Below are 24,250 nucleotides of genomic sequence, written 5' to 3'. Positions count from 1 at the left end.
CCGGGAAGCGCGCAAACGTTTGACCAGACGAAAAAAAAGCGGGCCTGGAGCCCGCTAAAAACCACACGCTACGGGGTTAGCGCGAGGAGACCAAAGATGGAACCAACTGAGACGACGACCCTGCGTCGACTACGGCCCCAGCAGGGATGCCCCTTCACAGGGCTTCGGCAAACGCCGACCGGCAAGTGCATCGTATCCGCTCACACCACGCACCCAGCCACATCCGTGTTGAAACCGTTGAGGGCATTGTGGGCGAATTAACCTACGAGCGCGGTAACAAAGTGTTTCAGGTTGTAACGCCCGCCAGATAAGGCGTCGCGGGACTTATTTCCAATCCGAAACGTTTTAAACGTAATTTTTACCGATGACTGTTACGCAATTTCATACGCTTGATTGATGCTATTCGCGACGCATACTGCGGCGTAATCCGTTCAGTCGATTCCGCATGAAATAGTTGCATGCGCATCTTTTCCGGGGCGGACCGGCTGTATTACCGGCGTTTTTCTAGCGTTACGAAGTCGCTCGATTCCTGGGCAAACACATGCGCTGCGCTGCAACACCCCGCGCATATGCGGTGGACGTGCAAACGACCGGTTTGTTGGACCCCTGTTCAATCGCATTGTTCGAGTTTTGCGTAGTGCCTCGGGGTCTGGTTACATGATTGTGCCGGCCATGCGGACCTATTAATCAATCAAACCACTTCGTTTTTCAGATTGAGCGGGGACACTGGCCGGCCCGTGCAACTTACTTCAGCCACTTATCCGAGATCGCCTGATATTCGCCGGTCGCTCGCGCAAGGTGCAACCACTGATCGACGTATTGCTGGAACGCGACATCGCCACGCGGCAGCAGCCAAGCCTTCTCGCCATACTGGAAAGGCTTGTCCGGATGCACCGAGCAAAGGCCCGGATTCAGCTTTTGTTGCAGCAAGGTCTCCGACGCATCCGTCACCATTACGTCGGCCTTGCCGGCGAGGATCTGCTTGAAGATCGTCACGTTGTCCGGATAGACGGTCAGGTTCGCATGTGGGAAATACTGCTTGGCGAAACGCTCGTTGGTACCGCCCGGATTGACGATCACGCGGGTTGCCGGCTGGTCGATCTGCGCCACCGTTTGATACTTGTTGACGTCGTCACACCGCACGATCGGCGTCTTGCCGTCGATCATGTACGCCTGCGTAAAAAACGCGCGCTTCTGGCGCTCGAGCGTCGGCGAAACACCGCCCACGCCGACGTCGCATTTCGCCACGAAGTCGTTCATCAGGTTCGGCCACGATGTCTTGACGAATTCCGCTTTCACCCCGAGCGATTTGGCGAGCGACTCCGCCATATCGATATCGATGCCTTCGAACTGGCCGTCTGCCTTGTAAAACGAGTACGGCTTGTAATCGCCGGTTGTACAGGCGCGCAGCGTGCCGCGCGCGAGGATTTCGTCAAGCCGCGAGGGCGCCGCGGCGGTGGCGGCGGTCTGCGCCTGAGCCACGCCGGCGTGCATCAAAACACCGGTCAAAACGCCGAGCAGTGCGAGTGCTGCCTTGTTCATCGAGTCTCCTTGGTTGCGCGTAATTGTCTGGTAAGGCCGTCGGATGATAGCCCGGCAACTCACGCTTGAACATTGGCCGTTCAGCTGAGTCATGGCGCCGCACCGGGCAGCAAAAAAGCCGGTCGCAAGCAAGGTGCGCCACAGTTATTGCCCGCATCAAGCGCGATGCGGGCTGCCGGGTCCGGTAAAATGCTCCTTTGCCTTCAGTCGTACGCAACGTGGCCCATAAACTCCTGAACGACACTTTCCTGCGCGCGCTGCTGCGCCAGCCGACCGACTACACGCCGATCTGGCTGATGCGGCAGGCTGGCCGCTACCTGCCGGAATACAATGCCACGCGGGGTCGCGCGGGCAGTTTCCTCGGTCTGGCGAAGAACCCGGCGTACGCAACGGAAGTCACGCTGCAGCCGCTCGAGCGCTATCCGCTCGACGCCGCGATCCTGTTCTCCGACATCCTCACCGTGCCTGATGCCATGGGCCTGGGTCTCGAGTTCGTCGCCGGCGAAGGCCCGAAATTCGCTCGTCCGGTGCGCACGGAAGACGATGTGGCGCGCCTTGCCGTTCCCGACATCGACGCCACGCTGCGCTACGTGACCGACGCCGTGCGCGAAATCCGCACCGCGCTGACCGACGCGCAAGGCCGCCAGCGCGTGCCGCTGATCGGCTTTTCGGGCAGCCCGTGGACACTGGCGTGCTACATGGTGGAAGGTGGCGGTTCAGCGGATTTCCGCACCGTCAAATCGATGCTGTACGCGCGTCCGGACCTGATGCACCGCATTCTCGACGTCAACGCGAAGTCGGTTGCGGCGTACCTGAATGCGCAGATCGAAGCCGGCGCGCAAGCCGTGATGATCTTCGACACGTGGGGCGGGGCGCTCGCGGATGGCGTCTACCAACGCTTCTCGTTGCAATACATCCAGCAGGTGGTGAGCCAACTGAAACGCGATCACGACGGAGAAAAAGTGCCGGTGATCACCTTCACGAAGGGCGGCGGGTTGTGGCTCGACGAGATCGCCGATATCGGCGTGGATGCGGTGGGGCTCGACTGGACCGTGAACCTGAGCAAGGCGCGCGAGCGCGTGGGTAGCAAGGTGGCGCTGCAAGGCAATATCGATCCTTCGGTACTGTTTGCGCCGCCGGCCGCAATCCGCATGGAAGCCCGCGCCGTGCTCGACAGCTTCGGCAATCATCCTGGCCACGTTTTCAATCTCGGCCACGGCATTTCGCAGTTCACGCCGCCGGAGAATGTTGCTGAACTCGTGGATGAAGTTCATCGTCATAGCCGCGCGATTCGCAGCGGCGCGCATGCACCAAGCTGACGCCGAAAACGTTGCCATTTTTGTTGCAACGCAGCGAACTGGGCTCTCGCCCTAAGGGAATATTTGTAGTCTACAGGCCGTCAGATGGCGGTCTTGCGAAAGTCAAGACTTGACTTATGCACATTAATCACGCTGCGGCGCGGTAGAAGCTTTCGTCGTGCCCTAGCCCTTGCACATTGCAGGCGCATTTGATCTAAGCCTTGTCTGGCAAGGGTTTCAAGGGTTCACGGCAAAATGTGCGGAAACCCACAGAAGGCCGCTGCAGCGCGGTTCCCGGCCCATCTGAACGAAGTTCTCAACAAAGTTATCCACAGGCAAGCGGACCGATTGCAATTGTTCAGCCGAATCCAAAACTTAGCGCCGAAATTGAAGTTTTACTTTAACTTCGATGGGATCGTCGTTTGCTCAATGTGCACCGTGACGCGGCGTCATGCCGCATCCGTTCACCCGATACACATCGCGGCGTGAGTGAAGTGTACGTCCGCGTCGCGCTGGACCATCCGCTGCCGACTTTGTTCGACTACCGCTGCGACACGCCCGAACGTGTCGCGCCGGGCATGATGGTGAGCGTGCCGTTCGGCAAGCGTCACGTGGTGGGTCTTGTGTGCGAAGTGACCACTCACAGTGACGTACCCGCTGATCGCCTGCGAGCAGTCGCCCATGTCTGTACCGCCTGCCCGCCCGTGTCGACCGAATGGCTGCGGCTCGCAGCCTTCGCCGCCGACTACTATCAGCGCGGCCTCGGGGAAGTGGCCCTGCCTGCTTTGCCGCAAGCCCTGCGTGATGCGTCGCGCTGGTCGCGCCTGTTCGCACCTGAGGAGCGCTACAGCCTGACCGCCGAGGGTCGCGCCGCGTTGCCGGAAACATTGCCGGCGCGCGCAAGCGCATTGCGCAAGCTTGCCCAAGCCTTGGCGGAGGCCGAGTTTCTGAGCGCCGCAGACGCTCGCGCGCTTCACCCCAAGGCCATTGCAACCCTCGACGCATGGCAAGCCGAAGGCTGGGTCGTGCTTGAGGTGATCGAAGCCGCCGAGGTGCTCGCCACCCCCGCGTCGCCAGATACACCCGCACCCGTCCTACCCACCCTCACCGACGAACAAGCGACTGCGGTCGAAGCGATCCGCGACGCGAACGGCTTCGCGCCCTTCCTGCTGCATGGCGTGACGGGCAGCGGCAAAACCGAGGTGTATCTGCGCGCGCTCGCCGAGATTCTGGCGGCGACGCCTGACGCGCAGGCGCTCGTCCTCGTCCCCGAAATCAATCTGACGCCGCAGTTCGAGTCGGCCTTCCGTGCGCGCTTTGCCGCGCTCGAAGGCACCTCGATCGTCACGCTGCACAGCGGCCTCGCGGAAGGCGAACGCGCCCGCAACTGGTTCGCGGCGCACACCGGGCGTGCTCGCATCGTGCTCGGCACGCGGCTGGCCGTGCTGGCCTCGCTGCCGAAACTCGCGATCATCGTCGTCGACGAGGAACACGATCCGGCCTACAAGCAACAGGAAGGCTTGCGCTATTCGGCACGCGATCTGGCGATCTATCGCGGCAAGCAACTCGGTTTACCGGTTGTGCTCGGTTCGGCTACGCCGTCGCTGGAAAGCTGGTGGCAGGCGGATCAGGGACGCTATAAACGTCTCACGCTGTCGCGCCGCGCAGTTGCCGAGGCCGTCCTGCCGACCGTCAGGTTGATCGATCTGGAAGAAGAGCGGCGGCGCGGGCGAGCCTCGGTGGAGGGTTTGTCCGGGCCGTTGATCGCGGCGTTGAAGGCGCGGCTCGAGCGTGGCGAGCAAAGTCTCGTGTTCCTGAACCGGCGCGGCTACGCGCCACAGCTCTCCTGCGACGCCTGCGGCTGGGTGGCCGGTTGCCCACGTTGCAGCGCCTACGTCGTGTTGCATAAACCCGAGCGTGCACTGCGCTGCCACCACTGCGGCTGGGAATCGCGCATTCCGCGCTCGTGCCCGGAGTGCGGCAATGTCGACATCGCGCCAATGGGGCGCGGCACGCAACGCGTCGAAGAAACGCTGGCAAGCGCGGTGCCCGGCGCCCGCGTGCTGCGCATCGACGCCGACAGCACACGCCGCAAAGGCAGCGCGCAGGCGCTGTTTTCCGATGTCCACGCGGGCGAGGTCGACATCCTCGTCGGCACGCAGATGATCGCAAAGGGTCACGACTTCCAGCGGGTGTCGCTGGTCGGCGTGCTGAACGCCGACACCGCCTTGTTCTCACACGACTTCCGCGCGAGCGAGCGCCTCTTCGCGCAATTGATGCAAGTGAGCGGCCGCGCGGGCCGCGCCGGTTTGCCGGGCGAAGTGCTGGTGCAGACGCGCTATCCGCGCCATGCGCTGTATCACGCGCTGGGGCGGCATGACTACGTCGGCTTTGCGAATTCGACGCTGGCCGAGCGGCGCGACGCCCATCTGCCGCCGTTCGCCTATCAGGCTTTGCTACGCGCCGAAGGTCGCACGCTCGAAGCCGCGCTCGCGTTCCTGCAGCAAGCCGCAGCCGCGCTGACGGAGATCCCGGCCGCCGGGCGCGTGACGGTCTATGACGCCGTGCCGCTCACCATCGTCAAAGTGATGCACGTGCATCGGGCGCAATTGCTGATCGAAAGCGCGTCGCGAGCCGCGTTGCAGGCCACGTTGCGCGCCTGGCAACCGATGCTGCGCGGCCTGAAAGGCGTGCTGCGCTGGAATCTCGAAGTCGATCCCCTCGACATCTGACGCCTGTTGTCGGTCTCTTCGCGACAGCTTCGCGGCATTACTCCTTTAAGTCATATTCATAGAGCGAATGGTCGTTTCGTTTTGCGCCACCGCTCGCCTATATTTCGCCGAATCGGCGCACCTTCAGGCAAAACTCAAAAATCCCGCGCCGATGCACCTCAACTTCCTCGGGGCATTTGCGATGAGCGATACCAACCAGACGTTGCCGACCGGCGCCGCGCCCAGCAAACCGCGCAGTGACCATAGCGCACACGGCGGCGGGCTCTTTTCAACTGAAGACTGGTGGGCCGTCTGGATCGGCCTGCTGGTGATCGTGATTGCCTGGGCGCTGTTCGCCTCGGGCAGCAGCATCAAGTGGCTGGCGGTGGCGCCGGCCAAATGGGCGAGCGTGGGGCAGGCTGCGCAGGATATCAGCAAGCACCTGCCGAACTATGTCGCGCTGTTCGTCGTGTTCGCCGTGCTATTCGGCGTGAGCCTTGCCGCGTTGAAGCAGCGGGTCGGCATTTTCCTGGGCTCGTTCCTGATCCTGTTCATCGCGTCGGCGCTGATTTTCACGCTGGGCGCGTGGGTCAATGCGTCGAAGTACAACCTCGAGCCGCCATTGGTTGCGCTGGCGCTCGGCCTCCTGATTTCCAATGTGTTCACGTTGCCCGAGTGGTTTTCAGCGGGCCTGCGCGTGGAGTTTTATATCAAGGTCGGCATCGTGTTGCTCGGCGCGACGCTGCCGTTCACCTTGCTGGTGTGGGCGGGGCCGGTCGCGGTCGGACAGGCGACCATCGTTTCGCTCGTGACGTTCTTCGTGATCTTCCTTGTCGCCAAGGCGCTCGGTCTCGACCGGCGGTTCGCGGCCGTGCTGGGCGTGGGCGGCGCGGTGTGCGGCGTGTCGGCGGCGATCGCGATTGCCGGAGCGGTGCGCGCCAAACGCGAACAGGCATCGGTGGCGATTACGCTGGTGGTCTTGTGGGCGATTGTGATGATTTTCGTGCTGCCCTTTGCGTCGCGCTCGCTGGGACTCTCGACAGCCGTGGCGGGCGCATGGATCGGCACGTCCGAATTCGCCGACGCTGCGGGTATTGCCGCCGCGCAAGCTTACGGCGACTTCGCGAAGCACGCGGGCGGAGCGATTGCGGGCGCCCCCGAAGCATCGCTGCAGGCGTTCACGCTGATGAAGGTGGTCGGCCGCGATATCTGGATCGGTATCTGGGCGTTCGTGCTCGCCATCGTCGCGACGACGCGCTGGGAGTCGCAGGACAGCGGCGTCAAAGCGAAGGCGAACGCCGGTGAAATCTGGGCGCGGTTTCCGAAGTTCGTGATCGGCTTCGTGATTGCGTCGGCGCTGGTGACGTGGATCGCCAGCCACTACTCGCTGGCCGACTACCGCAAGGTCGTCACGCCCGAATTCGTCGCGCCGATCACCGCGCTACGGACATGGGCATTCACGTTCTGTTTCCTGAGCATCGGCTTGACCACGCGCCTGCGCGCGCTTTCGGCCACCGGCCTGAAACCGTTCCTGGCCTTTACGGCGGGCGTGGTCGTCAATATCGCCATCGGCTACGCGCTGTCCGCGCACGTGTTCGCACCGTACTGGAGTAGCTTGGGGCAGGGCTCGTGATGAGCGAGGCGGTCCGCATCGCCGGCACGGCCCAGGCACGCTTCGATGCGTGCGCGGCGCGCTGTGCAAACTGCCGGTATCGCGCTGAGGATCGGCATTCACTGGAGCAGAGCATTCCGGGTCTCGCCGTGTTCAGTTCCGGGTTCGGCGCGAGCGTGGCTGACAGCCGGCTTTGCCGTCTGCACGACCAGCTCGTTTCACCCGACGACACCTGCGCGCAGTACGACCCCATTCCCCGGCATTGACGCGTGCGTCTGCAGCGCCGCCCGGTGTGAGCCGGGCGGCGTGTATTTGCTTTGCGGTGTCAGTCGAGGAACGGCTTCTTGATGTCCATCATTAGCCGCCGGGCTTAGCCCCTCTCAATCGTTCAAAGCTGCCCGCGCATCGCCAGCCGATGCGCGCGATGCCGGACGCGCCCGCCTTTCTTCCGTCTCATGTTTGCCCGGGCCACGCGTCGCGCCGCGGATGAAAAGCACGCCGCACGTGGCGCACATCGCCCAGATGCCCAATATCACTAACCACTTTTCCATTTCGCCAGTCCTCTAAAACCCCGTACCGTTTTTATGTGCGTGCCTTGCGGCCGCGACCATCCATATTCTGTATAACGGCGCGCCGAGCAATCTGATAAGGGTAAAAGCGAAAAGAATCACGCCAGGGAAAGTACTGATCGCAACCGCAGTTGCCACGCGCAGCGCCATTCGGCGCAAACCCCCGCCGTATAGGGCTTTCGAAAAGGTGCAACCATGCTCAACGCATGGTTGCACCTTTTTATTTGGAGGCGTACGATTCGCCCAACTTTTAGTCTTTCCCCACCGAATTCGTTTGGTATCCGAAGAAGGAAACATGGCTAGCACCACCCTTGGCGTCAAGGTCGACGACCTCCTGCGTTCCCGGCTGAAAGATGCCGCCACCCGGCTCGAACGCACTCCGCACTGGCTGATCAAGCAGGCGATCTTCGCGTACCTCGAAAAGATCGAGCACGGCCAATTGCCGCCTGAATTGTCGGGCCACACGGGCTCGGCCGATCTGGCTGACGGCGCCGCGGTGGAGCACGAGGAAGACGGTGCATCGCATCCGTTCCTCGAATTCGCGCAGAACGTGCAACCGCAATCGGTGCTGCGCGCGGCGATCACCGCCGCGTATCGCCGCCCCGAGCCGGAATGTGTGCCGTTCCTTCTTGGCCAGGCGCGTCTGCCGGCCAATCTCGCGGGCGACGTGCAGGCGATGGCCGGCAAGCTGGTCGAAACGCTGCGCGGCAAGAGCAAGGGTGGTGGCGTCGAAGGTCTGATCCACGAGTTTTCGCTGTCGAGCCAGGAAGGCGTGGCGCTGATGTGTCTCGCCGAAGCGCTGCTGCGTATTCCGGATCGCGCCACGCGCGACGCGCTGATCCGCGACAAGATCAGCAAGGGCGACTGGAAGTCGCACGTCGGCCAGGCGCCGTCGCTGTTCGTCAACGCCGCGACGTGGGGCTTGATGATCACCGGCAAACTGGTGGGGACCAACAGCGAGGCGAGTCTCTCGTCGGCGCTCACGCGCCTGATCGGCAAGGGCGGCGAACCGCTGATCCGTAAGGGCGTCGATATGGCGATGCGCCTGATGGGCGAGCAGTTCGTCACCGGCGAGAACATCTCCGAGGCGCTCGCCAACAGCCGCAAGTACGAAGCACGCGGCTTCCGCTACTCGTACGACATGCTAGGCGAAGCGGCGACCACCGAAGCCGACGCGCAACGCTACTACGCCTCGTACGAACAGGCGATCCACGCGATCGGCAAGGCAGCCGGCGGCCGCGGCATTTACGAAGGCCCGGGCATCTCGATCAAGCTCTCCGCGCTGCACGCACGCTACTCGCGTTCGCAGCAGGAACGCACGATGAGCGAGTTGCTGCCGCGCGTGCGTTCGCTGGCGATCCTCGCGCGCCGCTATGACATCGGCCTGAACATCGACGCTGAAGAAGCCGACCGCCTCGAAATCTCGCTCGACCTGCTCGAAGCGCTGTGCTTCGATCCGGAACTGGCTGGCTGGAACGGCATCGGTTTCGTGGTGCAGGCGTATCAGAAGCGCTGCCCGTTCGTGATCGAATACCTGATCGATCTGGCGCGCCGCAGCCGTCACCGCATCATGGTCCGCCTCGTGAAGGGCGCGTACTGGGATACCGAAATCAAGCGCGCACAAGTGGACGGCCTTGAAGGCTATCCGGTCTACACGCGCAAGATCTACACGGACGTTTCCTACCTTGCCTGCGCGAAGAAGCTGCTCAGCGCGCCGGATGCCGTCTATCCGCAGTTCGCCACGCACAACGCGCACACGCTGTCGGCGATCTATCACCTCGCGGGCAATAACTACTACCCCGGCCAGTACGAGTTCCAATGCCTGCACGGCATGGGTGAACCGCTGTATGAGGAAGTCACCGGCCGCGACAAGCTGAACCGTCCGTGCCGCGTGTATGCGCCGGTCGGCACGCATGAAACGCTGCTCGCGTACCTCGTGCGCCGCCTGCTGGAAAACGGCGCGAACACGTCGTTCGTGAATCGTATCGCCGATGAAAACGTCGCGATCAAGGACCTGATCGCCGACCCGGTCGACGAAGCTTCGAAGATCGTCCCGCTCGGCGCGCCGCACGCGAAAATTCCGCTGCCGCGCAATCTGTTCGGCGCCGAGCGTCTTAATTCGATGGGCCTCGATCTGTCGAACGAACATCGTCTGGCCTCGCTGTCGTCGGCGTTGCTGGCGAGCGCGCATCATCCGTGGCGCGCCGCACCGATGCTCGAAGACAACGAAATCGCCGTGGGCGTCGCGCGTGATGTGCGCAACCCGGCCGATCACCGTGACCTCGTCGGTACTGTGGTGGAAGCGACCTCGGAACATGTGAGCGCCGCAATGGCCCACGCAGTCGCCGCCGCACCGATCTGGCAAGCGACGCCGGTCGATGCCCGCGCCGATTGCCTCGCGCGTGCCGCCGATCTGCTCGAAGCCCAGATGCACACGTTGATGGGTCTAGTGGTGCGTGAAGCCGGCAAGTCGCTGGCGAACGCGGTCGCGGAAATCCGAGAAGCGATCGATTTCCTGCGCTATTACTCCACGCAGATCCGCAACGAATTCTCCAACGACACGCATCGCCCGCTTGGTCCGGTGGTCTGTATCAGCCCGTGGAATTTCCCGCTGGCGATTTTCATGGGCCAGGTGGCTGCAGCTTTGGCGGCGGGTAACACCGTGCTCGCGAAGCCGGCCGAGCAAACGCCGCTGATCGCCGCGCAAGCCGTGCGTATCCTGCGCGAAGCCGGCGTGCCGGCGGGCGCGGTGCAACTGCTGCCGGGCAATGGCGAAACGGTTGGCGCAGCGCTGGTGGCCGATCCGCGCACCCGTGCGGTGATGTTCACCGGTTCGACCGAAGTCGCGCGTCTGATCAACAAGACGCTGTCGAATCGTCTCGATCCGGAAGGCAAGCCGATTCCACTGATCGCCGAAACTGGCGGCCAGAACGCGATGATCGTCGATTCCTCGGCGCTGGCTGAACAGGTGGTGGCGGACGTGTTGCAGTCGTCGTTCGATTCTGCCGGTCAACGGTGTTCCGCGTTGCGCGTTCTTTGTCTACAAGAAGATGTTGCGGACCGCACGCTCGAAATGCTGACGGGCGCGATGCGCGAACTGTCGGTGGGCAATCCTGATCGCCTGTCGATCGACGTCGGCCCGGTGATCGACCTCGATGCGAAGCGCGGAATCGACGCACACGTCGCGGCGATGCGCGAGAAAGGCCGCAAGGTCGAACAACTGCCGATGCCGGAAGGCGCGGGCCAGGGCACGTTTGTTCCGCCGACGCTGATCGAACTCGACAGCATCGACGAATTGAAGCGTGAGGTGTTCGGCCCGGTGCTGCATGTGGTGCGTTACCGCCGCAGCCAGCTGGACAAGCTGCTCGAACAGATCCGCACAACCGGCTACGGCCTGACGCTTGGCATTCACACGCGGATCGACGAAACGATCGCTCACGTGATCAGCCGCGCGCATGTCGGCAACATCTACGTGAACCGCAATGTGATCGGCGCGGTGGTGGGTGTTCAGCCGTTCGGCGGTGAAGGTTTGTCGGGTACGGGTCCTAAAGCAGGTGGCGCGCTGTATCTGCAGCGTTTGCTGGCGACGCGGCCGGCTGGGTTGCCGAAGTCGCTGGCCGATGCATTGATCGTTGATGTGCCGCAAGCGGGCGCGAACGGGGATAATCCGTCCGCGGCCTTGACGGCGCTGCGCGACTGGCTGATCAGCGAACAGCAGCCGGTGCTGGCCGCACGCTGCGACGGTTATTTGTCGCATGTGCCGGCGGGCGCGACTGCGGTATTGTCTGGGCCGACCGGCGAGCGCAACACGTACACGCTGGGAGCGCGCGGTACCGTGCTGTGTATCGCCTCGACGGCAAGCGGTGCGCGAGTGCAATTCGCTGCGGCGCTGGCTACGGGAAATCGCGCCTTGTTTGAAGGCGCGGCTGGTGAACAATTGGTGTCGCAACTGCCCGCCGCGTTGAAGTCTTACGCAAGCGTGAAGAAGAGCGCCGATACGCCGTTCGACGCCGTGCTGTTCGAAGGCGATAGCGACGAACTGCTGGCGCTGGTGAAGGAAGTTGCGAAACGCGCGGGGCCGATCGTCTCGGTGCAGGGCGTCGCGGCGCGCGCGCTGGAAAGCGGCGATGAGGACTATGCGCTCGAGCGTCTGTTGACGGAACGCTCGGTCAGCGTGAATACGGCAGCAGCAGGCGGTAATGCGAATTTGATGACGATCGGTTGAGCGAACCTCATCGATTACTTCAAAAAAACGGAAGCGGTACGGCGACCCCGAAAAACCGCTCCATCCACACCTGGTACCAAGGAGAAGCTATGCAACACAAAATGAAACAGCTGGCAGGCGCAGCGCTGGTTGCAGCAATGTCGCTGGCGGGGACGGCCAACGCTCAATCGACCGAAGACGTGAAGATCGGTTTTGCCGGTCCGATGACGGGCGCGCAGGCACACTACGGCAAGGACTTCCAGAACGGCATCACGCTGGCTGTGGAAGACATGAACGCCACCAAGCCGGTGATCGGCGGCAAGCCGGTTCGCTTCGTGCTGGATTCGGCCGACGACCAGGCTGACCCGCGCACCGGCACGACCGTTGCACAAAAGCTGGTGGATGACGGTATCAAGGGCATGCTCGGCCACTTCAACTCGGGCACCACGATTCCGGCTTCGCGCATCTACGCGAACGCGGGCATCCCCGAAATCGCAATGGCGACGGCGCCTGAGTACACCCAGCAAGGCTTCAAGACCACGTTCCGCATGATGACGTCCGACACGCAGCAAGGTTCGGTCGCCGGCACGTTCGCGGTGAAGACCCTGGGCGTGAAGAAGATCGCGATCGTCGACGACCGCACGGCTTATGGCCAAGGTCTGGCTGATCAGTTCGAAAAGGCAGCGAAGGCAGCGGGCGGCTCGATCGTCGATCGTGAATACACGAACGACAAGGCTGTCGACTTCAAGTCGATCCTGACCAAGCTGAAGTCGGTCAACCCGGACCTGATCTATTACGGCGGCGCGGATTCGCAAGCGGCACCGATGGTCAAGCAGATGAAGGCGCTGGGCATCAAGGCACCGCTGATGGGCGGCGAAATGGTCCACACGCCGACGTTCATCCAGATCGCGGGTGACGCAGCGAACGGTACGGTGGCATCGCTCGCCGGCCTGCCGCTGGAAGAAATGCCGGGTGGCAAGGACTACGTCGCGAAGTACAAGAAGCGTTTCAACGAAGACGTGCAAACGTACTCGCCGTACGCTTACGACGGCGCAATGGCGATGTTCGACGCGATGAAGAAGGCTAACTCGACCGATCCGGCCAAGTATCTGCCGCTGCTCGCGAAGACCTCGATGCCGGCAGTGACGGCAGCGAACCTCGCGTACGACGGCAAGGGCGACCTGAAGAACGGCGGCATCACGTTGTACAAGGTTGTCGACGGCAAGTGGACGACGCTGCAAAGCGTGGGCGGGAAGTAAGCGGTTTTTTTCGCTGCTCGCTTTGATGTCGGGAACCCCGCTTCGGCGGGGTTTTTTTATGGTGCTTTGGGTTTGTGCTGCTTGCCTGGACCGATGGCGTCAGTCCATCTTCTGCCGAATGACTGCAAGCGTCTTGGTGTCGTAGTTCAATTCCATCTTTCTGCCGTCTTGGTTGTAGGCCTCGACTTCATAGCAGTTGTCGTCGATCTCGAATTTCGCGATCTTGTAGCCTTGCACTTCGATCTGCGCACGGGCGTCACTCTCCTTTAGCCATTCTGCCGTGGGATGAACTGGACAGGACACGTCCATTGCCAACACCGCGCTCGACAGTCCCAACGCACCTGCAAATACCGCAGCCTTAAGCATATCGACTCCTTGAATCGTTCAGACGAATGGCTACCCTAGCCGATTCGTCAAACGGTGCACAAGGTGATCGCATGGTAAGTCTGCTGTACGTCAAAGATTCGACTTAAGACTCGCCGGCGCAGAGGGACGTTGCCCACACGCCTTTTTACGCTAAGCCGTCTCCCCGCGCAGTTTCCTTCCCTGCTCGCGAATCTGCTCCAATGTTGCGCCCGGCGTACTCGCCTCCTGCGGCATGCGAATCTCTATCACGGCCGCGCGTTTCGCTTCCAAAGAACGCTGCAACGCCGGCAGAAAATCTTCAGTCCGCTCCACCGTCTCTCCATGCGCGCCGAACGACTTTGCGAATGCCGCAAAGTCCGGATTCGTTAGACCGGTGCCGTGCACGCGATTCGGATAGTGCCGTTCCTGATGCATCCGGATCGTGCCGAAGTGGCTGTTGTTCACGACGATGAAAATGACATGCAGGTCGTACTGCATTGCCGTCGCGAGTTCTTGCGCGGACATCATGAAGCAGCCGTCGCCGGCTAATGCGACCACGGCGCGTTGCGGATACATCGACTTCGCCGCAATCGCCGCGGGTACGCCGTAGCCCATCGCGCCACTGGTCGGCGCGAGTTGCGAGCGGAAATGCCGATATGAAAAATGCCGATGCAACCACGTGGCGTAGTTGCCCGCGCCGTTTGTGAGGATCGCGTCTTCAGGTAGATGCGCGCGCAACTGCTGGATGACTTCGCCCATTTGCACGTCGCCAGGAATCGGGCGTGGCTTGCGCCAGTCGAGATACGCACGATGTGCTTCTTCCGCGGCGCCGGTCCATGCGAGCTTGTCGGAAGACGGCCTCAACGCCGCAAGCAACGCCGCCAGTTCCGGCATGCCGGACACGATCGGCAGATCCGCCGCGTAGACGCGCCCGAGTTCTTCCGCGCCTTGATGCACATGCACCAGAGTTTGTTTCGTCTTCGGAATGTCGAGCAGCGTGTAGCCGTTCGTCGTTGCTTCGCCTAGCCGTGGGCCTAGCGTGAGTAGCAGGTCCGCATCGCGGATACGTTGAGCAAGCGCCGGATTGATGCCGAGGCCGACATCACCCGCATAGTTCGAATGCTCGTTGTCGAGTGTGTCCTGGAAGCGGAACGCAAGGCCGATCGGTAATTGCCAATTCTCGACGAAGCGTTGCAGGTCGGCACATGCCGCAGGTGTCCAACCGCTGCCACCGGCAATCACCACCGGCCGTTGCGCGCCTTCCAGCAATCGACGCAACTCTTCTATCTGCGCTGCGGACGGCGACGCTGCCACACGCTTGTACGCGGGCGCGCCGGCAACAAGGTCGCACGCATCGCTCAACACATCTTCCGGCAACGACAACACGACTGGCCCCGGACGCCCCGACGTCGCCGTGTGAAACGCATGGCTCAGATACTCGGGAATGCGTTTCGGATCATCGATTTGCGCGACCCATTTCGCCATCTGACCAAACATGCGCCGGTAGTCGATTTCCTGAAAGGCCTCGCGATCGAGATGCTCGCGCGCGCATTGGCCGATCAGCAGGATCATCGGCGTGGAATCCTGAAACGCGGTGTGCACGCCGATCGATGCATGCGTCGCGCCCGGTCCGCGCGTGACGATGGCGACGCCCGGACGTCCGGTCAATTTGCCGACTGCTTCGGCCATGTTCGCGGCCGCTGCTTCGTGCCGGCAGACGATGGTCTGGATGCGGTCTGTTTCGTCGTGCAGCGAATCGAGCACGGCGAGAAAGCTCTCGCCGGGAACACAGAAAACACGTTCGACGCCGTGCGTCAGCAGGGCGTCGACGACAAGACGCGCGCCGGTGGTTTGGGTGGCGGAAGAGGTAGAAACGGGAGCGTTCGGCAGCGACATTGCGATGAAGCCTCCATACGAGTTGGTGATGCTTCTGTGTTGATCAAGCGAATTGTCACCGATAGCTTACGCCGACTGGGAGGGCGACGTCACGGCATGGCGTGATGCGTCAGATTGCGTAAGAGAATTTTTCGAGATGAAATTGACGCGTAGGATCGAACAAGTTTTGCTACGCGCTTCGAAAACATCAAAAAATATGAGTCATCGAATTCGCAATTTTTCTGACTATGAATAGTGAGTAAGCTAAGCAATGCTAATAAGCCCCCCGTTTTTGTCGCCGATACCAGGTCACGAAATGGATTCCGCCGAAGCGGGCAACACTGTCGTTCCTGATCACGATTTGTGTGCCGCTGGAATGCAGGAATGCGCACCAGGAAACGGCGCATATCCGGTCAGCTACAACCTTGGCTGGCATGGTGGCGCGCACCTCATTGCACCTCGCGATGCGCACGGTGCGGCTGCTCCCGTCCGTGCCATCGCCGACGGAACGATCATCTATGCACGACAGACCGACGCCAGTGAGAAGCCGGCCTTGTCATACCGCAATGTGCGGACGGACGACGGCTGCGTAGTGATCAGACATTCGACGCAAATAGGCGACGGTGACAGTGCAAGCGTGAGCTTCTTCTCGATCTACATGCATTTGCAGACAGTGACACCGTCGCTGGTCGCGGGTAGGAAAGTCTATCGAAAGGATGTAATCGGTATCGCGGGGCAGGTATATGGGCAGACCGGCCAGATACATTTCGAAATCGTTTGTAATCAGGCGGACCTTGAAAAGCTGGTCGGACGCAATACGGGGCCGCTCACGGCGACAACCGGCCGCAGAGATGCTATTTACGGGAATATCTGGTTCAGGGTGCCGAAAGGGACTCCGGTGTTCGAAAATCGCGAGCCACATCCGTATCGGTTAGACGACCGAGAGCCGCCACCGTGCGCCCTCATCACGCCGCAAGCGGCGCGCACGACCGACCAGGAGTATGTGATTCGGATGCGGTATCAACGAGGCGAATGCACGCTGACCACGTTCCATAAAGATGGCGATGGACAGTATGTCGTGTTCGGATCACAGGCGTGCGGTAGCGGCTATGAATATGGGCTATACCGGGAGGCCAACCGGCTGAGCGCGAAATATATCGAGTTGAATGAATCGGTGGGAAGCGCCTATGCGATTGTGCCGACGCCATGTGTAATTTACGAAATACTGCGCTTCGGACGTAGCCTGGGTACCGAGGCGCTGCCCGCAGGCAGTAAATTCGGTCACTGGCGAAAGATCGCGACTCCTGAAGCGGTCGGATGGGTGAATTTGAACCTTACCGGTATCGGCGTCTATAGCGACGCAGACTTCCCGCACTGGGCCGGCTGGAGTCTCATTGACGACGATACGACGGCGAAGAGTTTATGCGGTTCGCCAACGATTAGACGCTGGCTCGATGTGAATGGTGATGGTCACGTCTCGCACGCTGAAATGGTGCAGGGACTTCACATCGACGCGGTGCGTACACGGTTGTCGAAAGCGATCTGCAAATTTCCGATCGAGTGGTCCCGGAACGAGGACTCCATCGACCGCCGCTGGGGATGGCTCAAGGAATCGAGTGAAAGCTTACCCGGGGCGTTGCCTACGAACGATTTTGTTTTGCTGAAGGCCCATATACAAGCTTTAGCGTTTTGGGAGGAAATCCACGACCCACATCTGCCGCCCGCCGACCAATGCTGGCACTTTCCGCCCAAGGCTTTTATAGAGCATTTCAGGAAATGTGGATGGCTGAGCGCAAGCGAACTTTCCCAATGTCTGCCCAGGACATCGCTCTCCGGAAACATTACGTGGAACGTCGCCTTCGAGCGCGGAAGTACTCATGCAAAGCCGATAAATTTCATCTACCGAAAGTATCTGAATGAATGCAGGATTCGGTTGGTGCATTTCCTTGCTCAGACGCATATCGAGACAGATGTTCTTCGCACGATGGTGGAGGACTCGAAAGGCTATGGGTACGCTTACGGACCCTTCTATGGCCGCGGCTATCTCCAACTAACTTGGCCGTTTAACTACGATGCGTACAGGCGATTTCGGGGCGTCGCCAGTCATGGGGTGTCGGCGTACGCGGACCCGCGCATCACTTCAACGTCAACGCATGCCTGGGCGGACGGCGCTGCAGCACAGCGATGGTCGCCTCGATTCGATCCACACATCGTTGCCACCGATCCCATTCATGCTGCCGAATCTGCTGCAATGTATTGGTTAGCGAAGACATTTCGGGGCAAGCACAACATCAATCGCGCGGCGGATCTTGGCACGTCGCCGGCCGTTGTTGGCTTCATCAGCTGGCTCGTCAATGGAGGCGGTCACGGATATACGAACCGTCAGCAGTTTGCCCCGCTTCTCGCCGAAGTATTGCTGGACCAGCCACGCAGGGCAGATAGTGGACCTCTACGTTACCCGCCTTTGTCGCCGCCCGGCAGCCCTGAGCTTTGCAGCACTTTTCCTCCTGCTGCGGTGCCTTCGACCCAAACTGTAACGATTATCTATGTTGCGCAAAAACCTTAGTTTCCTGATTTTTTTCGCAGCGGTACCCGCATTCGCCGACGGTCGCACGGCCTTGCCTCAGGCGTGGGCCAACTCGCATTACGGTGCTTGCTATCGTTCAATTGAACCCGGTATGGCGGCGGTGTATGGGCCTGACTATGCGACCGACGACAACGTGGTGAGTACAACAGCCAAATACGTTACTGGCGACATGCTGCTTACTCAAGACCGAACGACGGGTACCAATTCACCAAGGACGATCTTCGAGAAACGCGGCAGGAATCGATGGTGCGTCGTCTTGACATCACCGCCTGTAGCCAGCATTAAAGCGGTTCCAAGCCCAGGGAGATCTGCTCGGCCGACGCAATGGGTCACGCTAACCCAAGCGGCGCCCGGTTTTTCCGAAACGAAGGTCGTCTATTTGTGGAGCCGAGCAAAGGCGCTTTATGTCCCTTCGAGGTGTTATCGAGTCTCCCGGACAAAGACCACGGAGCTTGCTTGCAAAGACGCGTACAACTAAGGTGTGGTGGTGCGCATGCCGATGTCGGGGCGGCGCGCGCCTCCCAAGTCACATTGGGCGTCGTGTGGTGGTCGCACACCTGCCGCCCTCAACACTCCACAATATTCACCGCCAACCCACCGCGCGACGTTTCCTTGTACTTCGTCTTCATATCGGCGCCGGTCTGCATCATCGTCTTGATCACAGAGTCCAGCGACACGTAATGCGTGCCGTCACCGCGCAGCGCCATTCGCGCCGCATTCACGGCTTTCACCGAGCCCATCGCATTGCGTTCGATACACGGAATCTGCACCATCCCGCCGACCGGATCGCACGTCAGCCCGAGGTTATGTTCCATGCCGATCTCGGCAGCATTCTCGACTTGCTCAGGCGTGCCGCCCATCACCGCGGCGAGCCCACCCGCGGCCATCGAGCAGGCCACGCCTACTTCACCCTGGCATCCTACTTCCGCGCCTGAAATCGACGCGTTCAGCTTGTACAGAATGCCGATTGCCGCTGCCGTCATCAGGAAGTCGATCACACCCTGCTCGTTCGAGCCCGGCATGAAACGCGTGTAGTAATGCAACACGGCCGGGATGATGCCTGCCGCGCCATTGGTCGGCGCCGTGACCACGCGCCCGCCCGCAGCGTTTTCTTCATTCACGGCGATGGCGTAGAGATTGATCCAGTCGACCATGGACAGCGGATCACGCAGCGCCAGCTCAGGATTGCCCGATAGCGCGCGATACAACTGCGGCGCGCGGCGCTTCACCTGGAACGGACCGGGCAAGTGACCGTCGGCATCTGGATTGTTGATACCGCAACCGCGCGACACGCACGACTGCATCACATTCCAGATCTTCAGCAAGCCCGCACGCGTCTCTTCTTCGGTATGCCAGACGCGTTCGTTTTCCCACATCAATTGTGCGATGCTCTTGCCGGTCGATTTGCACAGCGCGAGCAATTCGTTGCCGCTGCGGAACGAATGCGGCAATTGTTCGACGGCGCTCAGCACCTTCGTGTTCGGCGCGCCCGCCGTCACCACAAAACCGCCGCCAACCGACAGATAGGTCGACTCACGCAGCGTCTCGCCTTGTGCATCGAGTGCACGCAGTTTCAGGCCGTTCGGATGCTCGGCCAGCGCCTGGCGATAAAACGAAATGTGATCTTTCTGGACGAACGGCACGTCGTGCGTGCCGAGCAAGGCGAGCTTGCGCGACGCCTTCACCGCTTCGAGCCGCTGCGCGATCGTGTCCGGATCGACGGTGTCAGGGGCATCGCCCATCAGGCCGAGCATCACGCCGCGATCGGTGCCGTGACCCTTGCCGGTCGCGCCGAGCGACCCATACAGATCCACTTTCACCGATGCCGTCGCGCCAAGCAGCCCGTCGCGTTCGAGCCCTTGCGCGAACATCAGCGCCGCACGCATCGGCCCGACCGTATGCGAACTGGACGGACCAATGCCGATTTTGAAGAGGTCGAACACGCTGACTGCCATTTACTGCTCCCTGCTGATAAAAGTTAGTTTAGCGCGCCGGCAGCGGTAAGCACACGGCGAGCCATGCGGGCGGCGTCGGTGCGAGCTGCAGCGCGATCGGCGTATAGCGTCCGTCTAGACGCGCCGCCAGGTGAAACAGTTCCGTCGCGTTTTTCGGATCCCATTGACCCGAATAGCCGGGCAAACCGGCCTCGCGACGTTTGGCATCGAACGGAACGTTCGAATGCACGAATTCTTCATGCGTCTTGCTGCCATCCGCGTACGGCGTCAGCCAGTTCAGCGCGGCTTGCAGCGACGCGCCGTTCGCTCCCTTCTCCGGCAACCAGTTGCGGTTGTGGCGGCGCGCGGCAAGCGCGGCGGTCACGAGCGGCTGCAGGTCGTAGGTGACGTAGTGCAGCGCGTCGCGCTCGCCGAAGTCGAACGTCGAGCCGTCCGGCGCAATGTTGTCGCCGATATGCTCGTCGAACAGGCGCTGCGCCGCGTTGATCATCTTGCGGTTGTCCAGCGTGAACGCGGCCATCGAGATCAGCTTGATCCGGTGGCTTTGCCAGTTGTTCTTGAACGTGCCCGTGAGCGGTCGCGGCTGCGCGTCGATCTGCTCGATGTAGCCGCTGGCGAGCTTCGTCAGGAACGCCATCGATGCATTGCGCGTCTTTACCGGCAACGCGCTTGCGGTCATGTCGTAGGCGAGAATCAGGCCTTCGAAATGGGTTTCGTCGATCGGATTGAAACTGGGTTGATAAGTCGTGACCCATGCATACAGCAGGCGGTCGACCAGTTTCAGATAACGGTCGTCGCTGGTTGCGCGCCAGGCGAGCGCGGCGTCGCGCAGCAGATCCAGATCCTTCTCGGCCTCGACGCTTTGATCGTAAATGCCCTCGTGCGGCAGCGTGCCTTCGGTATGCAGTTTCGCCAGCGCATGCGGCGGGTCGTTCAGATGTGCCAGTACATTGCTCACCAGCGCCTTGACGCCTGGATCGGCGTTCGTGCGTTCGCTGGTTTGCAGCGCGGGCGCCGCGCAAAAATTCATTGCGGCCTGCGCCTGCCGTAGCGGCAGCAGCACCGCCGCGCCAGCCAGCAATAGCGTGCAAGCCTGCTGCCATGTTTGGGTTCGCCTGATTTCGGTCCGGCTTTGCATCAATCGCACCTGTCGCGCCATGCGAAACTCCTCGTTAGGCTGATTCGGTGTGTGATGTTAGCCGTTTGCGGACACAAGCGACAGAACCGCGCAACGCCTGCTTACAACCTTCGAGGCGCTGCGCGGTTTGCGGGCCGGCTTACTCGTAGTCGGCGATCGGCACGCAGGAGCAGAACAGATTGCGGTCGCCGTACACGTTGTCCGCACGGCCGACCGGCGGCCAGTACTTCTTGGCGATCAACGTGGGCAGCGGATACGCGGCGGTTTCGCGCGCATACGCGTGCTTCCAGTCGTTGGCGATGACTACCGCCGCCGTATGCGGCGCATGCTTGAGCGGATTGTCTTCGCGGTCCGAGCGGCCGTTTTCTACTGCGCGGATTTCCTCGCGGATCGCGATCATCGCTTCGATGAAGCGGTCGAGTTCTTCCTTCGATTCCGATTCGGTCGGCTCGACCATCAACGTGCCCGGCACCGGGAAGCTCATGGTCGGTGCGTGGAAGCCGTAGTCGGCGAGTCGCTTGGCGACGTCGTCGACGGAGATGCCGCTGGTTTCCTTGATCGGACGCAGATCGAGAATGCATTCGTGCGCGACCAGTCCGCCAGGGCCCGAGTACAGCACCGGGTAATGCGGCGCGAGTTTGTTTGCGACGTAGTTTGCGTTGAGGATCGCGGTTTCGGTGGCGGCCGTGAGGTTCTTCGCGCCCATCATCGCGATGTACATCCACGAAATCGGCAGGATCGAAGCGGAACCATACGGTGCGCCCGAAACAGCGCCGATACCGTTCGGCGCACGCTCATACCCCGACGAAATCTGATTCGGCAGGAATTGCGCGAGATGCGCGCCGACTGCAACCGGACCGACGCCCGGTCCGCCGCCTCCGTGCGGAATACAGAAGGTCTTGTGCAGATTCAGGTGCGAGACGTCGCCGCCGAACTGACCCGGCGCACAGAGGCCGACCATGGCGTTCATGTTCGCGCCGTCCACATAGACCTGGCCACCGTGCGCATGCACGATCTCGCAGATTTCGCGCACGTTCGATTCGAACACGCCGTGCGTGGACGGATACGTGATCATGATCGCCGCGAGTTTGTCGGCGTGCTGCTCGGCTTTCTTTTTCAGGTCTTCGATATCGACGTTGCCTTGCGCGTCGCAAGCCACCACGACCACCTGCATGCCGGCCATCTGCGCCGATGCCGGGTTCGTGCCGTGCGCCGAAGCGGGAATCAGGCAGACGTTGCGATGGCCTTCACCGCGCGATGCGTGGTACGCGTGAATGATCAACAGACCTGCATACTCGCCTTGCGAGCCGGCATTCGGCTGCAGCGACACCGCAGCGTAGCCGGTGGCCGCGACCAGCATCTGTTCGAGCTGATCGATCATTTCGCGGTAGCCGACTGTTTGCTCAGCCGGTGCGAACGGGTGAATCTGACCGAACTCGGGCCACGTGACCGGCAGCATTTCCGAGGTCGCGTTCAGCTTCATCGTGCAGGAGCCGAGCGGGATCATCGAGCGGTCGAGCGCGAGGTCCTTGTCCGACAGGCTGCGCAGATAGCGCAGCATTTCCGTTTCAGAATGATGACGGTTGAACACATGGTGCGTGAGGTACGCGCTGGTGCGCTCGAGCGCGGCAGGCACCGTGTTCTCTGCGGGGAGTTCTGCGTCGAGGGTGTCGATCTGCGGGACTTCGTCGACAAATGCCGCTTGCGCGAACGCTGCGAGCAGATCGGCCAGATCGCTGCGCGTGGTGGTTTCGTCGATCGAGATGCCGACACGCGTGTCGCTCACGCGGCGCAGGTTGATGCGCCGCGCCGTCGCCGCGTCATGCAGCGCCTGGGTGCGTGCACCGGTTTCGAACGTGAGCGTGTCAAAGAACGTGTCGTTGACGAGCGTGTAACCGAGCTTCTTCGCGCCGGCTGCGAGCAACGCCGCAATGCGGTTCACGCGCAGCGCGATCGTCTTCAGACCGTGCGGGCCGTGATAGACGGCGTACATGCTGGCCATGATCGCGAGCAGCGCTTGCGCGGTGCACACGTTCGAGGTCGCCTTCTCGCGGCGGATATGTTGTTCGCGCGTTTGCAGTGCGAGACGCAGTGCCGGATTGCCTTGTGCATCGACGGTCACGCCGACGAGGCGGCCCGGCATCTGACGCTTGAATTCATCGCGCACGGCGAGGTAAGCCGCGTGCGGACCGCCGAAACCAACCGGCACGCCGAAACGCTGCGTATTGCCGACGGCCACGTCCGCGCCCCATTCGCCCGGCGGCGTCAAAACGGTCAGCGCGAGCAGATCGGCAGCGACCACCACGTGGCCGCCTGCTGCATGGATGGCTTCAGCGAGTGCGCGGTAGTCGCGCACATCGCCGTTCACGCCCGGGTATTGCAGCAACACGCCGAACGCATTCGCGTTCGCCGCATCCGCTGCCGGGCCGACTTTCACTTCGATGCCGACCGGCGTGGCGCGCGTCTTCACCACTTCGATGGTTTGCGGCAGTACGTCGTCGGCGACGTAAAACACGTTCGACTTCGGCTTGCCGACGCGTTGCAGCAGCGTCATCGCTTCAGCGGCGGCGGTGGCTTCGTCGAGCAGCGATGCGTTCGAGATCGCGAGACCCGTCAGGTCGACGATCATTTGCTGGAAGTTCAGCAGCGCTTCCAGACGGCCCTGCGAGATTTCCGGCTGATACGGCGTGTACGCGGTGTACCACGCCGGATTTTCCAGCACGTTACGCAGGATCACCGTCGGCGTGTGTGCGTTGTAATAGCCCTGCCCGATATACGAGCGGAACACCTGGTTCTTGTCCGCCAGCTCACGCAGCGAGGCGAGTGCTTCGGCTTCGCTCTTCGGCTGGGCGAAGGGGCCGAGCGGCAGCGTTTCGGTGCGGCGGATCGTCTTCGGAATGACCGCGTCGATCAGCGCGGCGCGCGACGCGAAGCCGAGGGCTTCGAGCATCGCTTGCTGGTCGGCCGAATCCGGGCCGATGTGCCGTTCAGCGAAGGCGTCATGCACTTCGAGCGCGGCGAGCGAGAGAGGAGTGCGGTTCATCAGACGATCCGGGTGTTCGAGCTTCATGAGGTGTTCCTGGCGGTGCGGGCGTCCGTTCGACTGTCGAATCGGACGCGCCGCGCCTGTCGGGTTTAAACGTAATGGTGCAACT

Annotated in this window: 13 protein-coding genes; 7 read left to right on the top strand and 6 right to left on the bottom strand. The window is 61.7% G+C overall.

The genetic code is table 11. The annotated features are described in order from the left end of the window. Positions 1-744: 744 nt before the first annotated feature. Entirely contained in the window at positions 745-1,542 is a 798-nt protein-coding gene (locus KHO33_RS16225) for a transporter substrate-binding domain-containing protein (RefSeq protein ID WP_054038566.1), read from the bottom strand. A 218-nt stretch (positions 1,543-1,760) separates the two neighbouring features. Here KHO33_RS16225 and hemE point away from each other — a divergent pair, with 218 nt between their 5' ends. From hemE to KHO33_RS16195, 6 genes are all read left to right on the top strand, one after another. Further along, entirely contained in the window at positions 1,761-2,861 is a 1,101-nt protein-coding gene (gene hemE, locus KHO33_RS16220; protein ID WP_054038564.1) for a uroporphyrinogen decarboxylase, read from the top strand. Positions 2,862-3,325: 464 nt separating this feature from the next. Beyond that, positions 3,326-5,572 carry a primosomal protein N' gene (locus KHO33_RS16215; protein WP_200565598.1) on the top strand — a complete coding sequence of 749 codons (2,247 nt, stop codon included), beginning with the start codon at positions 3,326-3,328 and terminating at the stop codon, positions 5,570-5,572. Between the two features lie 181 nt (positions 5,573-5,753). Beyond that, positions 5,754-7,184, top strand: coding sequence for a YeiH family protein (locus tag KHO33_RS16210; RefSeq protein WP_200565597.1), 1,431 nt, complete (start codon positions 5,754-5,756; stop codon positions 7,182-7,184). Next, positions 7,184-7,429 (top strand): hypothetical protein, encoded by a 246-nt coding sequence (locus KHO33_RS16205; protein ID WP_234480614.1) that lies wholly within the window; start codon positions 7,184-7,186, stop codon positions 7,427-7,429. The genes KHO33_RS16210 and KHO33_RS16205 overlap by 1 nt, the downstream gene beginning before the upstream one ends. 598 nt (positions 7,430-8,027) lie before the next feature. After that, entirely contained in the window at positions 8,028-11,957 is a 3,930-nt protein-coding gene (gene putA / locus KHO33_RS16200) for a trifunctional transcriptional regulator/proline dehydrogenase/L-glutamate gamma-semialdehyde dehydrogenase (RefSeq protein ID WP_200565596.1), read from the top strand. 89 nt (positions 11,958-12,046) lie between these two features. Further along, entirely contained in the window at positions 12,047-13,195 is a 1,149-nt protein-coding gene (locus KHO33_RS16195) for a branched-chain amino acid ABC transporter substrate-binding protein (RefSeq protein WP_093634480.1), read from the top strand. 99 nt (positions 13,196-13,294) lie between these two features. Here KHO33_RS16195 and KHO33_RS16190 read toward each other — a convergent pair whose 3' ends face one another. After that, entirely contained in the window at positions 13,295-13,561 is a 267-nt protein-coding gene (locus tag KHO33_RS16190; RefSeq protein ID WP_200565595.1) for a PepSY domain-containing protein, read from the bottom strand. A 150-nt stretch (positions 13,562-13,711) separates the two neighbouring features. After that, the gene (locus KHO33_RS16185) at positions 13,712-15,436 is read right to left on the bottom strand and encodes a thiamine pyrophosphate-binding protein (protein ID WP_200565594.1); all 1,725 of its coding nucleotides are present in this window, start codon (positions 15,434-15,436) and stop codon (positions 13,712-13,714) included. A gap of 295 nt (positions 15,437-15,731) precedes the next feature. Between KHO33_RS16185 and KHO33_RS16180 the strand changes: the two genes are divergently transcribed. Then, positions 15,732-17,981, top strand: coding sequence for a M23 family metallopeptidase (locus KHO33_RS16180; protein WP_200565593.1), 2,250 nt, complete (start codon positions 15,732-15,734; stop codon positions 17,979-17,981). A gap of 587 nt (positions 17,982-18,568) precedes the next feature. Here the strand turns inward: KHO33_RS16180 and KHO33_RS16175 are convergent. The 3 genes from KHO33_RS16175 to gcvP all read right to left on the bottom strand — a co-directional run bounded on the left by KHO33_RS16175 (position 18,569) and on the right by gcvP (position 24,165). Beyond that, the gene (locus KHO33_RS16175; protein ID WP_200565592.1) at positions 18,569-19,957 is read right to left on the bottom strand and encodes an L-serine ammonia-lyase; all 1,389 of its coding nucleotides are present in this window, start codon (positions 19,955-19,957) and stop codon (positions 18,569-18,571) included. Positions 19,958-19,985: 28 nt separating this feature from the next. Then, positions 19,986-21,116 (bottom strand): alginate lyase family protein, encoded by a 1,131-nt coding sequence (locus KHO33_RS16170; RefSeq protein ID WP_200565591.1) that lies wholly within the window; start codon positions 21,114-21,116, stop codon positions 19,986-19,988. 118 nt (positions 21,117-21,234) lie between these two features. Then, a complete protein-coding gene (gcvP, locus tag KHO33_RS16165; RefSeq protein WP_200565590.1) occupies positions 21,235-24,165 on the bottom strand; it encodes an aminomethyl-transferring glycine dehydrogenase in 2,931 nt (976 codons plus the stop codon). Positions 24,166-24,250 lie beyond the last annotated feature (85 nt).

The sequence above is a fragment of the Paraburkholderia nemoris genome (assembly GCF_905221015.1).
GTDB lineage: Bacteria > Pseudomonadota > Gammaproteobacteria > Burkholderiales > Burkholderiaceae > Paraburkholderia > Paraburkholderia nemoris.
Note: the sequence above shows the minus strand (reverse complement) of the source record. Positions and strands in the feature narration are given on the sequence as shown.